At 35.4% G+C, this 16,324-nt stretch carries 11 protein-coding genes and 5 tRNA genes; 7 read left to right on the top strand and 9 right to left on the bottom strand.

Going from position 1 to position 16,324, the window contains the following annotated elements:
- Positions 1-433: 433 nt before the first annotated feature.
- The gene (locus tag GQR60_RS04360) at positions 434-4,444 is read left to right on the top strand and encodes a two-component regulator propeller domain-containing protein (protein WP_225441339.1); all 4,011 of its coding nucleotides are present in this window, start codon (positions 434-436) and stop codon (positions 4,442-4,444) included.
- A gap of 834 nt (positions 4,445-5,278) precedes the next feature.
- Here GQR60_RS04360 and GQR60_RS04365 read toward each other — a convergent pair.
- The 6 genes from GQR60_RS04365 to GQR60_RS04390 form a co-directional block, all read right to left on the bottom strand.
- Positions 5,279-5,366, bottom strand: a tRNA-Ser gene (locus tag GQR60_RS04365).
- 11 nt (positions 5,367-5,377) lie between these two features.
- Positions 5,378-5,450 (bottom strand) — tRNA-Gly (locus GQR60_RS04370).
- A 45-nt stretch (positions 5,451-5,495) separates the two neighbouring features.
- Positions 5,496-5,577, bottom strand: a tRNA-Tyr gene (locus tag GQR60_RS04375).
- A 24-nt stretch (positions 5,578-5,601) separates the two neighbouring features.
- Positions 5,602-5,674: transfer RNA gene (locus tag GQR60_RS04380), tRNA-Gly, on the bottom strand.
- A 41-nt stretch (positions 5,675-5,715) separates the two neighbouring features.
- Positions 5,716-5,797, bottom strand: a tRNA-Tyr gene (locus GQR60_RS04385).
- A 473-nt stretch (positions 5,798-6,270) separates the two neighbouring features.
- Positions 6,271-6,963 carry a tetratricopeptide repeat protein gene (locus tag GQR60_RS04390; RefSeq protein ID WP_124991766.1) on the bottom strand — a complete coding sequence of 231 codons (693 nt, stop codon included), beginning with the start codon at positions 6,961-6,963 and terminating at the stop codon, positions 6,271-6,273.
- A 176-nt stretch (positions 6,964-7,139) separates the two neighbouring features.
- Here GQR60_RS04390 and recF point away from each other — a divergent pair, with 176 nt between their 5' ends.
- Together recF and GQR60_RS04400 are read left to right on the top strand one after the other, a co-directional pair.
- Entirely contained in the window at positions 7,140-8,240 is a 1,101-nt protein-coding gene (gene recF / locus GQR60_RS04395) for a DNA replication/repair protein RecF (protein WP_124991767.1), read from the top strand.
- A 5-nt stretch (positions 8,241-8,245) separates the two neighbouring features.
- A complete protein-coding gene (locus GQR60_RS04400; protein WP_101259901.1) occupies positions 8,246-8,536 on the top strand; it encodes a DUF721 domain-containing protein in 291 nt (96 codons plus the stop codon).
- Between the two features lie 57 nt (positions 8,537-8,593).
- Here the strand turns inward: GQR60_RS04400 and GQR60_RS04405 are convergent, their stop codons facing one another.
- Positions 8,594-9,013 (bottom strand): nucleoside-diphosphate kinase, encoded by a 420-nt coding sequence (locus GQR60_RS04405; protein ID WP_124991768.1) that lies wholly within the window; start codon positions 9,011-9,013, stop codon positions 8,594-8,596.
- A 214-nt stretch (positions 9,014-9,227) separates the two neighbouring features.
- Here GQR60_RS04405 and GQR60_RS04410 point away from each other — a divergent pair, with 214 nt between their 5' ends.
- Complete coding sequence (locus tag GQR60_RS04410; RefSeq protein ID WP_124991769.1) at positions 9,228-10,256, top strand: DHH family phosphoesterase; 1,029 nt, start codon at positions 9,228-9,230, stop codon at positions 10,254-10,256.
- Positions 10,257-10,331: 75 nt separating this feature from the next.
- On the opposite strand, the gene GQR60_RS04415 is transcribed toward GQR60_RS04410, so the two are convergent.
- Positions 10,332-11,039, bottom strand: coding sequence for an SAM-dependent methyltransferase (locus GQR60_RS04415; protein WP_124991770.1), 708 nt, complete (start codon positions 11,037-11,039; stop codon positions 10,332-10,334).
- Between the two features lie 157 nt (positions 11,040-11,196).
- On the opposite strand from GQR60_RS04415, the gene GQR60_RS04420 reads away from it, so the two are divergent.
- Both GQR60_RS04420 and GQR60_RS04425 read left to right on the top strand, forming a co-directional pair.
- A complete protein-coding gene (locus GQR60_RS04420) occupies positions 11,197-12,123 on the top strand; it encodes a bile acid:sodium symporter family protein (RefSeq protein ID WP_124991771.1) in 927 nt (308 codons plus the stop codon).
- 42 nt (positions 12,124-12,165) lie between these two features.
- Positions 12,166-12,933: an MBL fold metallo-hydrolase gene (locus GQR60_RS04425; protein WP_191991588.1), complete on the top strand. Its 768-nt coding sequence runs from the start codon at positions 12,166-12,168 to the stop codon at positions 12,931-12,933.
- 29 nt (positions 12,934-12,962) lie between these two features.
- On the opposite strand, the gene GQR60_RS04430 is transcribed toward GQR60_RS04425, so the two are convergent.
- Positions 12,963-14,135, bottom strand: coding sequence for an MFS transporter (locus tag GQR60_RS04430; protein ID WP_191991589.1), 1,173 nt, complete (start codon positions 14,133-14,135; stop codon positions 12,963-12,965).
- A 309-nt stretch (positions 14,136-14,444) separates the two neighbouring features.
- Here GQR60_RS04430 and GQR60_RS04435 point away from each other — a divergent pair, with 309 nt between their 5' ends.
- On the top strand, positions 14,445-16,253 hold the full coding sequence (locus GQR60_RS04435; RefSeq protein WP_225441340.1) for an aconitase/3-isopropylmalate dehydratase large subunit family protein: 1,809 nt from the start codon (positions 14,445-14,447) through the stop codon (positions 16,251-16,253).
- The last annotated feature ends 71 nt before the right edge of the window (positions 16,254-16,324 follow it).

Here is a 16,324-nt window from a genome sequence, read left to right on the forward strand (position 1 = left end):
TGTATGATTGGGTTGCGTTGTTGATACTAGTGTCATGTAAGGAATTTCAGGCAAGCCTGGGCAAAAATAATTAGGGTTGGCTCCTAAAGGGCATGCTAGCATGACACTAGCTTAAATTTAGTTGAGAATTGAAAATTAACGTAGTATAATCGCTGTCGGAAACCAAAACTACTTTCCTGATTTAAAGGTCAGCGAAGCAAATAAGTCGGGTTAACTCCATCGTAAAATCGCTTACAGGATTGTCAGATCTTGTTCTTTGAATGCAGGTAAAAGTAAATGTTACACTGGCGATTATTGTTTGTTATTAGGAATGAAACATGGGGATACTTTTTCCAATTAATGATGCTGCCATAATATATCAATCAAATATCCTGGCTGTGAAATATTTTATATAAATTTAGATTGTTGAGAGTTTAAAAGATAAATTATGAGGATGAGGAGAATAGCAAAACTGTTGAGTATAATATTGGTATGTACAGTTTCATTAAACGTAGTTGGTCAACCTTCATATATTTTTCATCATTTGAATACAAATGACGGGCTTTCCAACAGTAATGTCAGAACAATCTTAAGAGATAGTTACGGATTTTTATGGATCGGAACCGGATATGGGTTAAATCGTTATGATGGTTATGGGTTTAAAGTATATTTAAAAAATAAAGACATAAGTAAGTCATTATCAGACAATGAGATTTTGGACTTGCAAGAAGATGGACTTGGTAATATCTGGATCAAAACGAAGTTTGGTTATATGGTTTATAACAGGAACAAAGATTGTTTCATTACCGATATAAGTGATTTTCTTAAAGATTTTGGCATTGAGGTCGATCGGAACTATTTGGTGCATGTTGATAAAAATGAAGACTTATGGGTGTTAAGTGATCAAAAAGTTTTCTTTTATGATACTCATACAAAGAAACTAAAAGCTTTTGCAATGAAAGTTCGGGTGGATGAAGTAATTACTTCAGATTTTAGCGATGACGGGGAGAGTTTGTATGGTAATTTTAATAAAGGAGTTATTTGGCAGATAAATAAACGTACAGGCAATCAGGAGGTAGTGAAAGTTAATAACGTTTTTGGATCTGGAGATAGTGATTATTTTAATAAGATATTTGTTGATGATCACCGGGGTATTTGGCTTTTTTCTCGAAAAAATGGTCAATTGCTATATCGAAAAAGTGGACAATCTGATTGGAATATTTTGAAATTGCCTTCATCAGTGGAGACAAGAAGTAATGGTGTATTAAAATTAATGAATGATGACAATGGACGTATCTGGATAGGTACTGATCATAAAGGTGTATTTATATATGATCAAGTCAATAATCAGTTGACCAATTTGCTTTCTGATGATAAAACAAGCTCTTCTATTGCATCCAATAATGTTGCATGTTTATATAAAGATAAAAGCGGCATTATTTGGTTAGGACATAATAAAAAAGGTATCTCCTTTTATCATGATAGTTTTCGTAAGTTTTACAATGTTGAATATGCCGAATGTGAGGATGTTAGTGTGGTTTTGGAAGATGGAAAGGGAAATGTTTGGTTAGGTACCGATGGAAAGGGTTTGTATGTATCCCGAAATGTATCTGAAAATACTATTGAAAAATTACCAATTGAGAATAGTTCTATCATCTCATTATTGGAAGATAAGAGTGGTCGAATTTGGGTCGGAACCTATTTGAATGGCTTGTATTGTATCGAAGGTGCTAAAATTAAGCATTATACCAAGGCTAATAGTAAGTTGGTTTCTGATGATATTTGGTGTTTAAAAGAAGATAGGTATGGGTCTATATGGATTGCTTCTCTTAACGGTGGAATCCAATGTTTGAAATTAGATAATGATAGTTTTGATTCCCTATTCTTGGTTTCGGAAGAGATTAAATATCCATTAGATATGTTCTATGATGGAGGTGATAAGTTTTATGTTGGTACCGTAAATGGACTTTATATTATAGACATTACTGATGGAGATCAAGAGTTGCACCAACAAAATAAAAGAGGAACGCAGCAACTAAAAGAAATCGTTATTAATAATGTTTATATCGATCGGTTAGGTAATATTTGGTTAGGCAATTCTCAAGGATTGACCATATGGGATATGAAAAACGATTCTTTGCATTACCTTAATAAAGAAAGCGGGTTGTGCGATAATATCATTAGAGGTATTGTCGAGGATGATCAAAATAAAATATGGGTAACTACAAGTAATGGTCTATCAGTTCTTTCTACAGAGCGGGATTTGTACGGTGAATTAAAAATTTCGAACAAGAACTATTCTACAAAGGATGGAATTAGTACGAACTATTTTAATAATCATGCAATTTGTAAGTTATCTAATGGTGATATTTTATTGGGAGAAACACAAGGTTACACCATTATTAATCCCAATAAACTGGCAGAAACTTATTTACACAATACCAAAGTTTTTTTAACAGGGTTAAGTGTAGGTAATAATAATATAATGGTAGATTCATTATATAGTGGTCGTAAAATTTTAAACAAGTCTATTGAGCTAACAGATACTGTAACCTTTAGCTATAAGGATATGCTTCTTTCATTTCATTTTACTACCGGAGATCTGATAAATGCTGATAAAGTAAAATATGAGTATAAACTAGAAGGGTTTAGTGATCAATGGATTGAAACACAGGAGAATAGAATTGTTTTTTCTTCGTTAAATCCAGGTGGATATAAACTATTTATAAAAGCCTGTAATAGTAATGGAGTTTGGAGTAATCAAGTCACCACTTTGAATATTAATGTAACACCTCCTTTCTATTTGTCATGGATTGGGAAAACATTGTCTATCATTATTCTTTTAACTCTTATTTCATATATTTTTTATCGAAGCCGTAAAAGGAACAATCTTAAGTTCGAATATAAACAGATGCTGATGAAGCAAGAACAAGAAAAGATATTAAATGATATGAAATTAAGGTTTTTTACAAATGTTAGCCATGATTTACGAACGCCTCTTACCCTTATCACTACTCCATTACAAACCATATTAAAGGAAGAATTAGACGCTGGTTTACGTAAAAAACTGCAAGTAATTTATAAAAATGCGGAACAATTATTCTCACTAATAAACTCCTTATTGGATTTTCGAAAGTTAGATGTGGGAGGAGAAGTGTTAAATTTGCAATTGGGAGATTTTGTTAATTTTGTTAAAGATGTTTGTCTTTCATTTAATTCGCATGCGGTTGATCGAAATATACAATTTTCTTTCTCTAATGAAATCGAAAATCTAACAATGCAGTTCGATCAGGTTAAAGTTCATAAAATGGTATTAAACCTGCTTTCTAATGCATTTAAATATACATCAAATGGAGGAAATATTAATGTACATGTTTGCACGGAAGATAGTGACGTTTGTGTTAGTGTTTCAGATTCAGGACAGGGTATTAACAATGAAGATAAGAAGCACATTTTTGAACGCTTCTATCAGGCATCACAGAAACAAGAGAAAACAGGAAGTGGAATAGGTTTGCATATTGTAAGTGAATATGTTCGTTTACATGATGGTATTATTACTATTTCTGATAACCAACCACAGGGTAGTGTTTTTACAATTAAACTTCCAATTCAGAAAATATATTATGATAATGAATTAAACATACTTGAAGACATTAGCGATGAAGCTATAGATAAGATGGAAATTCAACAATCCCCAATCAAACCCGTATTATTATTTGTAGATGATAACAAAGACCTTTGTGAATTTATGGCTGAAAGTTTACAAGTTGAATACATTGTATTGATTGCTTATAATGGTGCTGAGGCCTTGGAGAAATTAGAGAACAATGATATTAAAATTGTGGTTAGTGATGTAATGATGCCTGTTATGAATGGTACTGAATTGTGTAATCGAATTAAAACAAATATTCAATGGTCGCATATTCCAGTGATTTTATTAACTGCCAGAACTACAGAAGAATGCAAGATTGAAGGATTTGAACTTGGCGCTGATGATTATATAACTAAACCATTCAATTTTGATATACTTAAATTACGGATAAGTAAGTGGCTTGAATGGACAGTGAAGAGTCATGTTTCATTTAGTCAAAAAGTTGATGTATCACCGAGTGAAATTACGATTACCTCACTTGATGAACAACTAATAGAGAAAGCTATTAAAGTAGTTGAAGAGCATATTAATGATACAGAATTTTCTGTGGAGGCTCTTGGTTCCGATATTGGATTAAGCAGAAGTCACTTATATAAAAAATTAATGTCAATAACCGGTAAAGGCCCGGCTGAATTTATTCGTACTATACGTCTAAAAAGAGGTCGTCAATTACTAGAGAAGAGTCAGCTTCAAATATCAGAAATTGCATATGAAGTAGGTTTTAATTCACCCAAAAGATTTGCTATTAACTTTAAAAGTGAGTTTGGAGTAACGCCTTCGGAGTATCAACGTAGCTACAAGGAAAAGGAATAATACATTAGCAGTTTGTTGGACTTTCACAACCGACAAAAAAATTATTGAAGTGTTCAAGTAACTACTAAATATTATTTTTGCTTTTAAATGTAATTGCTATGTCTAAAGGAAAGACTATCATAGGGTTCACTGAAAAGTTTAGGAGAGATAAAGATTGTTTAGCTTATTCATTAATGGTTATTACCTCACTTTGACTCATTTAGGCTTCCTTTTAGGTTTGTTTTCCAAACGATGTTTTGAAATGTTTTTGTCAAATTCCAGGCAAAATTCATCTGCCAGGTAGAAAATTTCTATAATTTTAGCTTCTGTTAATTGTATGGATTTTATTTGTAATTAATTGTTTGTCAGACTTTTAAATTGAAAAAATCCATGCTTTTATTCAAATAATTCCTCGCTTATTTTACTTCTACTGTTCTTAAAATCAAGGCATTATAAATCGAACTCAGGTTATTAAGTATATTAATTCTTGTGATGCAACTTATTTAAGGAGGTAAGGATGTCGTTGTAGCAAATAATGGAGATTCTCCGTTTTTCAGTTGAGTAGTCTTTCTTGCAAAAAATAAAATAGAAGTTGTTTGTCTCATTTTTACTGGTTTTTAAATGTTTTAAAACGATTTTCAAAACTAGCAAACGAGTGATTTTTGATCGGAGCAAAAGGATGAATTACAGTGTATTAGCACCTGTGTGAGGTGTAGCATTTTCAAGCTTTCTAATCTACACCGAATTCTACACCTTTTTATTGCTGTTTTAGGTGTTTAATTGCGTTGGTACTAAATGAAGAAAGCCTTGTAAACGTTAAGTTTACAAGGCTTTTCCTTCTGTTGCATTTCTGCATGGCGGAGAGAGAGGGATTCGAACCCCCGGTACGTTGCCGCACAATAGTTTTCAAGACTACCGCATTCGACCACTCTGCCATCTCTCCAATAATAATTGAGCGGGAAACGAGACTCAAACTCGCGACCCTCAGCTTGGAAGGCTGATGCTCTATCAACTGAGCTATTCCCGCATTGATGATTTCATAAGGATTGAGCTTTCTCAATCGAAATCAAAGTGGGGAGAGCAGGATTCGAACCTACGAAGACGAAGTCAGCGGAGTTACAGTCCGCCCCAGTTGGCCACTTTGGTATCTCCCCAAATAATAATTTCAAAAAAAAGTGAGCGGGAAACGAGACTCAAACTCGCGACCCTCAGCTTGGAAGGCTGATGCTCTATCAACTGAGCTATTCCCGCATGCAAGAAACACGTTTGTTTCTTGGTTAAAAAATTTAAAGTGGGGAGAGCAGGATTCGAACCTACGAAGACGAAGTCAGCGGAGTTACAGTCCGCCCCAGTTGGCCACTTTGGTATCTCCCCAAATGCAATGTATGTAAAGAACTTTGTTTCTTGATTGCGGATGCAAATATAGGAGCTTTACTACAAAATACAAGGGGTGCCTGTGTTTTTTTTTCAAAAAAAACGAAATATTTATGTAAGTGTTTGATTTCCTATGAAATATTTTTTCAATATAATTCGCCTGGAAATTTGAGACGCTGTTTTTTTATGAAACAGGGCTGCTTTTATTGCGATCTGAAAATTGAATGGAACTGATTTCGCTTCTGTAGATTTTTTGACGGAGATCAGATGGTGGGATTTCACAGTATCTATTTTTAGGCTGTTTAAAGAGTAAAGAATTGTGAACAGAGCTGATCGTTGATTTATACCTGTAAGTCTTTTCCTGCGCTTTCTATTGTTGTAAATAGTAATTTTTATCAGTTTGTATTTTAGAAAAAGAGCAAAAAAAAACGGAGGCTATTGTTTAGCCTCCGTTTTTATTTTTTGAGTTTGTTTTACTTTATCATCGACTTAGCTCTTGTAATGTATTTTTCAACATCACGGGCTTCTGCTGATTTAGAAAAGTCTTGTTCAATAGTTTCGTAAGCAGTTAGTGCTTTATTGTACTCACCTAACATTTCGTAAGCAAGTCCTGCTTTTTGCAAATAGATAGGTGTTGTGAAATCATTCGTATTAAAAGAACTGGCATCCATATAACTTGAAGCTGCTTTTTTAGTATCTCCTAATTCCATATAAGCATCACCAATAGCAGCTTTGGCAAGAGCGCTAAGCAAGAAGTCATCAGAACTGAATTTTTCTAAATAATCAACTGCATTTTGGAATTCACCAATTCTTAAATAAGAAATACCAGCATAATATTCTGAAATATTTCCTGCCGGAGTTGAGCTAAACTCATCAATTATATCCAAAAATCCAGGATAATTTTCATCTCCGTTCAATGCAAGATTAAATGAATCCTTCTCGAAATATCTTTGAGCCTGAAATAGCTGATTTTGAGCACGCTCATTAAGAGGAGCTTTGTAGTATTTTTGATAAGCAAAAACTCCTACAGCCAAAAGAATTATTACAAAAGCAATAGTGGACAGTTTTTTCTGATTTTTCTCAATATATTGTTCGGTTTTGCTTAACGCTTCTTCTAAATTTTCAAAATTATCCTCAGATACCTGATTGTTTTTATTTTTTGACATGCTCAAATATTATTAGTTTTATTTTTTCTAACGCAAATGTAATTTTTTTTACGAAATATCAGACATTTTTTCTGTAAAAAATGAAGATAGGAATTTAGAATATTATAGAACTAAATAAGTAAATCCAAATTGATTTAATTTAGTAATTTTGCAACAGTCATCTAATCTATTCATACATGCATCTGGAAAAATTATCCCTCTTAAATTATAAAAATATACTTGATTTAGAATTGAATTTTTCACCAAAAATCAATTGTTTTATTGGGAATAATGGAATGGGAAAAACCAATTTGCTGGATGCGGTGTATTATTTAAGTTTCTGTAAGTCATACTTTTCTGTGAGTGATCAGCAAAACATCAATCATAATGAACAGTTTATGGTGCTGGAAGGAACTTACAGACGCAAAGAATTAAATGAGCTTGTGTATTGTGGTGTAAAACGCGGACAGAAGAAGAATTTTAAAAGGAATAAAAAGGAATATAAGAAACTTTCCGAACACATTGGTTTATTGCCTATTGTAATGGTTTCTCCGGCAGATGCCAGTTTGATTACGGATGGAAGTGAGGAGCGTCGCAGGTATATGGACAGTGTAATTTCACAATATGATCGTAAATACCTGGAAGATTTAATTCGTTACAACCGTGTTTTGCAGCAAAGAAATAAATTGCTGAAGGATTTTGCATCTGGAAGCAGATTCGATGAAGACACTCTAAGTATTTGGGACGAACAGATGATTTCGCTGGGAACTTCTATTTATGAAAAGAGAAAGGATTTTTTGAATAAGTTAATGCCTGTTTTTCAGGAGTACTATCAGATGATTTCTTTAGGGAATGAAACTGTAAATTTGGATTATAAATCACTTTTACATGATAACTCATTACGTGATCTGCTGATAAATGCCCGTTGGAAAGATCAGGTAACTCAGTATACCACAGTAGGAATTCATAAGGACGATTTGGAATTAACTCTGGGTGGATATCCTATTAAAAAGATGGGCTCTCAGGGGCAGCAAAAGACTTATTTGATTGCTTTAAAACTCGCGCAATTCGATTTTATCAAGCAAATTGCCGGATTTAATCCTATTCTTTTGCTCGATGATATTTTCGATAAACTGGATTCGCAACGAGTAGAGCAAATTGTAAAATTGGTTTCTGAAGATCGTTTTGGTCAGATTTTTATATCCGACACCAATCGTGATCATTTGAACGAAATACTTTCGGGAATGGAGCAGGAGTACCAACTGTTTGTTATTGATAAAGGAGCCATTGTAAGCTAAATAAAATGAGAAGAAGCCAAACACAAAAAATAGATGAATTAATTCGGCAGGTACTAAAGGAAAGCAATCTGGACGGGCGCTTGAAAGAGTATGAGTTGGTTAATTCGTGGGAGAAAGTGATTGGTAAAACGGTTGCCAATGCTACTACTGATATTTACATTCGTAATCGAAAGCTATTTGTAAAAGTGCGATCATCAGTAATTAGAAATGAACTGCTAATGATTCGTGAAGGCCTAATGCGAGCTTTAAACAGAGAAGTGCAGGCTAACATTATCGATGAGATTATTGTTCGGTAAAAGAAAAGACGCACTAAGATGATACTTAATGCGCCCTGTATTTTTAAAATTTACAGATTAAAATATCTCAGTTCCTGAGAAATGAAAAGCTCCTTCAATACAAGCATTTTCATCACTATCCGATCCGTGAACGGCATTACGTGACATCGATTCTGCAAATTCTTTACGAATTGTTCCTTCTTCAGCTTCAGCAGGATTGGTTGCACCGATTAATTTTCTGAAATCTGCAACAGCGTTATCTTTTTCAAGAATTGCAGCTACAATTGTTCCCGAGCTCATAAAATCGGTAAGATCCTCATAAAATGGTCTCTCCTTATGAACCTCATAAAATTTCTTAGCTTGATCTTTAGTTATTTTGGTGTATTTCATGGCAGCAATTCGGAATCCTGCATCATTAATTTTGGCCAGAATAGCTCCGATATGTCCGTTTGCAACAGCATCCGGTTTTATCATGGTAAAGGTTCTATCGCTTCTCATATATGTGTATAGTTAAATGTTTCGAATACAAAAATAATGATTCTGAGCACTTGTGCAACTGTTCATTTAACAAAACAGGTAATTGAGAATTAATTCTTCAAAGTATTCCTCATGCTCGGAAAATGATTCGTAAATCTATCCTGCTTCCATATCTAAAATCTAATGATCTATTGTATCTTTACCAGCTTATAATAATTATTACAAGAGAAATAGAATGAATAATTTGCAAAATAGAATTGATGCTGAGCTGATTAAGGAAGCGGAAATATTGCTTAATGAGTGCGCAAAAATTTCAATTATACCGCATTCGGGTCCCGATGGTGATGCTATTGGATCTTCGTTGGCCTTGCATCAGTATCTGATAAAGAAAGGAAAGCAGGCACAAATAATCAGCCCAAGTGCTTATCCCGTTTTCTTAAAATGGTTGCCTGGAAATTCTGATGTTTGGATTTATACCAATGGGAAGAAAAAGGCTGAGGAATATATTAATTCATCTGACCTTATTTTTATTGTAGACCATAATTCATTTAAGCGCTCAGGCGATTTGGAAGGAGTGCTGGAGAAGGCAACTGTAAAAAAAATCATGATTGATCATCATCCTGAGCCTGAACAAATTGTTGATTTGATGTTTTCGGATACTCAAATGTGTTCTACCTGCGAAATGATGTACGAATTTATTGAGGCTTTAGGCGATGAAGACTTGATTGATGAATCCATTTCAGAATGTATTTATACAGGAATTATTACCGATACAGGAGGTTTAAGTTACAATTCCTCCCAGCCAAGAACTTATCAGGTGGTGGGGAGTTTACTTGCAAAAGGAATTGATAAAAGTAAAATTCATTCAAATATCTACGATAATTTTTCTCCGGACAGGATGAAGTTATTAGGACATTGTTTGGATCAGGGATTAGAAGTTTTGTCCGAATTCAATACAGCCATTATTACATTAACAAAGGAAGATTTAGTTCGTTTTAACTATAGGGATGGCGATACAGAAGGATTTGTGAATTATCCTTTATCTATTCAGGGGATGCTTGTTTCTGTAATTTTTATTGAAAAAGATGATGTCGTTAAGATATCTTTCCGATCGAAAGGTGATGTTCCTATAAACAGGGTTGCCAGAGATTATTTTAATGGGGGCGGGCACATGAATGCTGCTGGCGGCAGAACCGAGAAGTCATTAAAGGACGCAATTGATCAATTCAAACAGGTTTTGCCTGAATTCTATAAGAGCTTGTAAAGAAACCGATTTGATTTTTAGTTGTAAGAAGTCTTAAAATTTACAGCGCAGATTCATTATCTGCGCTGTTTTTTTTTATTTTTCTCTGTGGATCAAAAAGATCGCAGGTCTTTTGTGTAAATCCGGCAGATTGTTTTTCCATGCCTGTACCGACATGGTTTTGATGTATTCCGATTCGAGTGTGATATCGGCAGCAATACAAAGTTTAGTGGCCGGACTGCAATTCTGAAGTAAATCTTCAAGCATTTTCATGTTTCGGAAAGGAGTTTCAATGAACATTTGTGTTTGACCTTCACTTAGCGAACGGTGATCCAAATGTTTAATTTTCTTACTTCTCTCGTTGCTCGGAATAGGTAAATATCCATTAAAGGCAAAGTTTTGTCCGTTAAAACCAGATGCCATTAAAGAAAGTAATATGGAGGAAGGTCCAACCAATGGAACTACCTGTATGTTTTTAGTATGGGCAATTTTCACCACATCGGCTCCAGGATCAGCAACACCAGGACATCCGGCTTCCGAAATAATCCCCATGTCGTGATCGGCAATAGCGTCCAAATAAGTTGAGATGTCTTTTGGAGAGGTGTGTTTGTTTAATTCATAAAAGGTGAGGTCGTCGATATTGATATCCTGATTCACTTTTTTAAGATAACGACGTGTTGTCCGTATGTTTTCTACAATAAAGTGTTTAATATCCGGAATCAGTTGTTGAATGTTATTTGGTATTACCTGATCGATTTCTGTATCTCCCAAAGTAGTTGGGATTAAAAAAAGTTTGCCTTTCATAAATGATATATTTTCGGCAAATGTACGAAATAAGTCTGTTACTCTTTAAATGGTCGCTTGTCAAATGTTGGTTTGTTATCTGTATTCATTCTGAATAGTTTTGAATTTATCTTGATTTATTACATCTTTGCAGGTAATTGACAATATTTATAACAATATGACACAAATTGCAGGTAAAATAATATTAAATCGAAACTTCATTCTGGTTCTTGCTGTTGTTTTAGGATTGTTGATTGGCGATTGGGCCAGTCTGTTAAAAGAGTATACTTTCTACATTTTAGCAATCGTAATGACCTTTTCAACCACTGGAATTTCTACAAAAGCCATGTTTCCTTTAAAGCAGATGATACTCCCAATGCTGATGGGATCGTTTTTGAATTATGTGGTATTTGGGGCTGTAATCATTGCATTGTCGTATTGGTTGATGCCAACACCTGAACTTTTTCTGGGGTTTGTGGTGATTGCTTCTACACCGCCTGGTGTTGCTGTTATTCCTTTCTCACATATATTGGATGGTGATTTAAAGTATGCTATAGTCGGAACTTTGGGAGCTTTTATTTCGTCCTTGTTTTTTGCACCGCTAATTGTTGGTTTGTTTTCAGATATTGATGGTGGGATTAACCCGCTCGATTTATTCATTACTATGGTTCAACTTGTTTTAGTTCCCCTGCTGATTTCAAGATTGCTGCTTTGGCAACCCATTAAACCAACAGTAGAAAAGGTGAGAGGTAAAATTGTTGATTGGGGATTTGCTCTGATTATTTTTACTGCTGTTGGCTTAAATAGACAAGTATTTTTTTCTAATTTTGATATACTCTTACTGGTGTCTCTGGTCCTTTTTCTTGGGATTTTTGGTTTGGGATGGATTTTTGAACTGTTTAGTCGTAAACTTGGAGTTAAAGCTCCGGTTGCGATGACTCAGAATCTTTTAGTTACGATTAAAAGTTCAGGTTTTGCAGTTGTTACAGCTTTAACATTATTTGGAGAAGAAGCAGCAATTCCTTCAGCAGTAATGGCTGTTTTTGTACTGGCATATTTGCTCTATCTGTCTATTCGAAAAGAGTTAAGGGATTCAAGTAAGTAATCTTGATCAATCAGGAAAGGGAATTCGAATTAGAAATACAATATGGTGAAATTAACTTTTTTAGGAACAGGAACTTCTCAAGGGGTTCCCATTATTGCATGCAAATGTCCGGTTTGTTTGTCGAAAAATTACAAGGATAAACGATTACGTTCTTCTGTGTTGATAAATGTTGATGGTCAGAATTTGGTGATTGACAGCGGACCCGATTTTAGATATCAGATGCTGCGTGCAAAAGTTGAGAATATTTCTGCAATCATCTTCACACATGAACACAAAGATCATACCGCTGGTTTAGACGATATTCGTGCATTTAATTGGGTGAATAAAAAAGCGGTTTCCATTTACGCTGAAAAGCGGGTGCAGGAATCTTTAAAAAAAGAATTTTCTTACGTTTTTGCTGAATTTAAATACCCGGGAATTCCTCAAATGAACCTGATTGATGTGACTGGCGAAACTTTTCATATTAATGGCACAAGCATACAGCCCATTCGGGTGAAGCATTTGAAATTGCCTGTTTATGGTTTTCGAATTGGTGATTTGGCTTACATTACAGATGCGAATTACATATCCCCAGAAGAAAAGGAAAAGCTGAAAGGTTTGAAAGTTTTGGTGTTAAATGCTCTCCGAAAAGAAGCTCATATTTCACATTATACTCTTTCGGAGGCATTGGAAATTGTGAAAGAATTACAACCCGAAAAGGCTTATTTTACTCATATCAGTCATCAGATGGGTTTTCATGATGAGGTGGAAGCTGAATTGCCCGATAATGTTTTTTTGGCCTACGACGAGTTGGAGATAGAGGTAGGGTAATTGCTTTTGATGATTTAATTGAACGAATTTTATTTTTCCGTTTTTGTCATAAAAATCACACTTATTCCTCCAAGAACAAGGAAGATTGCTCCAGCGAGTATCAAGGCTGATGAAATACTGAAGTGGTCAGTGTACCAGCCTAAAAACGGACCAATAATGGCAAAACAAATTCGAATGATAAAATTCCTGACAGAGAGCACCGTTGCTCTCATTTCCGATTCAGTAATTTGATTGATGTAATTTTTTAAAACAGGAGTGGCAATTCCACGCACAAAATAGAAAAAGAATAGGACACCAACCCCAATCAATGAATTGAACCATCCTGTCAGCATAAAGCCTCCCGAGATTCCAATAACAATAAAAATAGAAGTCCCTGTTTTCCCAAGATATTCCTCAGCTTTATGTGCTGAAAGGGCTGTAATTCCGACGGTTAAGTTCAGAAGAGTCCAGATTACTCCAATGGTGCTTACTTCCATGTTTAAATCCCGAAGATAGGGTTGAATAAACCAGGCAAGTGTGAGTGTTGCACATCCAATAACAGATGAAAAAACAATATTCCAGCGTAATTTGGCATTGTCCCAAAGCGAGAATTTTACAATGCCAAGAATATGATTGAATCCAACTTTTAGTTTTATTGAATTCTGATTTGGATCTACTAATAAGATTGACGCAGGAATAGCAATGAATGCGATGAATGATTGAAAAATGAAGGGCGTTCTCAGGCTGATTAAAGCCAAACTGCCACCGGCAATACCAGCAAGAGCTTCTGCAAAATTCCCAACGGACATCACTCTGCTTTCCTGTTTTAGATATTCTTTTTCCTTATTCATTTTAAGCAGACTATCGTAAAGCATGGCAGAATCGGAACCGGATATAAAGCTGCTGCCAACACCCAATATTAATTCTGCAATTAAAAATCCATTAAATCCTGAGCTAAAAGAGTAGACTACAAAGCCCAAACAACCAAGGATAGAACCTAAAATCAAAGACTTTTTTCTGCCCCAAACATCAGCAATATATCCCGATGGAATTTCCAGAGCCACAACCGCTACTGAATAAATTCCCTTGAGAGTTAGCACATCCTGCATACTCAAACCATTCTCCTGATAAAAGAGAACAATAATGGGCATGGTGAGCATGAACCACTTGGCAATTTTAATCAAATACAGTTTTGGGATATTTCCGGAAATAGATCTTCTCATTGCTTTTATTTGAGTTGCAAAGATACTCGCACATTCGAAATAGAAAAGCCTTTGTTCTTGATTATTTGATCTTCATTATATTGCTTATAGAGGTAAATGGAATGGCTTTAATGCTCGTATAGAGCAGTATATCTATTAGTGAAGCCAGCGGAACTTGTATTTTTTTGCATTCAATCAGGCTGTTTGTAAAACTGAATTAAATGGTGATGATGACGAAAATATTTTGTGTAAATTAGAAGGTGAGTAGTTGGTTGTGTGAGCTGTAGTATAATAAGGAGAGATGATATCAAATCTAAAACACTTGAAACTATGGGAATGACATTAATCGAGAAGATCTTGGCAAATCACTCCAAAGAGAACTTTGTGAAGCCCGGCGATATTATTGATGTTGAGATTGACATTCGTGCAGCCCGGGATTTTGGAGGAGCAAATGTGGTTAAAAATATTCAGAAGCATAACTTGAAAATTGCCGATCCGAAAAAGACTTATTTTACTTTTGATTGTAATCCTACAGGGTCAGATCAGAAATATGCAGTAAATCAGCAAATATGTCGGTTGTTTGCGCGCGATAATGGCGTGAAAGTATTTGATATCAATACAGGTATTGGAACGCATACCTTAATTGAACAAGGTCTCGCTTATTCGGGAATTACTGCTGTAACTACAGATTCTCATGCCAATATTTTGGGCGCTGTTGGTGCATTCGGGCAAGGAATGGGCGATAAAGACATAGCCGCTGCAATTCATAAGGGAAAAGTTTGGTTCAAAGTTCCTAAATCAGTTAAAATAAATTTAAATGGAAAGCGGCCGGAGGGAATTTATGCCAAGGATATTGTTTTGGGATTTTTGAATCAGTTTGGAGCGAATTCTCTTCTTGGATATGCTGTGGAGATTTATGGCGGGGAAGTAGATCACTTCACTCTTGATGAAAGAATCACAATTTCATCCATGGCTACAGAAATGGGATGTATCATCATTTTGTTTACACCCAACGATACCATTATGGAATACAGTCAGTTTCGCAATGGACGGAAGTTTGATGTAGTGAAAGCTGACCTTGATGCCGAATACGATCAGGTGTTTGAAATAGATTTGGAGAAGTTTGTTCCCCGGGTTTCCTTGCCGGGAGAACCTCACAACACTGTTCCGGTTAGCAAAGTCAGAGGAGTGAAAATAGACTCGGCCTTTATTGGAAGCTGTACCAATGGACGAATGGAAGATTTTCGGATTGTGGCGGATATCCTAAAAGGGAAAAAAGTGGCTCCTGGTGTCGTTTTTAAGATCGTTCCCGCTACCGATGAAATTTGGAATGAATGTTTAAAAGAAGGCTTGATTAATATTTTTAAAGAAGCCGGAGCCATGGTTTCCAATGCTGGTTGCGCAGGTTGTGCTGCCGGTCAGGTAGGACAGAATGGTGAAGGAGAGGTAACCATTAGCACCGGGAACAGAAATTTTCCGGGCAAGCAGGGAAAAGGAAAGGTGTATTTGGCATCACCAGCTACAGTAGTTGCTTCTGCAATTGCCGGTTGCATTGTTCCGCACGATGAAATACCAGAGCATCCCGTAACATTTGGTCCCCGAAAAGAAATAGAAGTGGGTACAATGCTTCATTCAAGTTCTGAGGTGTTGATTAGACCTAAGAGAATTGAAGGGCGTGCTTGGTACATTCCCATGGATAATATCGATACAGATATGATTTATCACAATCGATATCTTTCTATTACTGATATGGATGAAATGGGACAGTATACTTTCGATAATCTGGAAGGATACGAAGATTTTGCGCAAAAAGCCAAGTCGGGCGATATTGTGATTGCACACAAAAACTTTGGAAGTGGCAGTTCCCGGCAACAGGCAGTTGATTGTTTCAAAGCATTGGGAATACAAGGCATTCTTGCAGAATCTTACGGAGCAATTTACGAGAGGAATGCCATTAATGCAGCTTTTCCAATTATGACTTGCGGAGATATTTCAAAACTAAGCCTAGCTGATGGTGATACAATTCGTTTGGATTTAGAGACGGGCAAAATCACCAATACAACTAAAAATATCTCGGTGCAGGGAGAACGTTTCTCTGAAGTTCAACTGGAAATTTACCAAAATGGAGGACTGTTTTAGATAGTTAACCACGAAGTATTTTTAGTGCCCTTTGTGGTTAAGATTAGTTATTGGTTAAAAAATACGTTAGC

Source organism: Labilibaculum euxinicum (assembly GCF_009795715.1).
Lineage (GTDB): Bacteria > Bacteroidota > Bacteroidia > Bacteroidales > Marinifilaceae > Labilibaculum > Labilibaculum euxinus.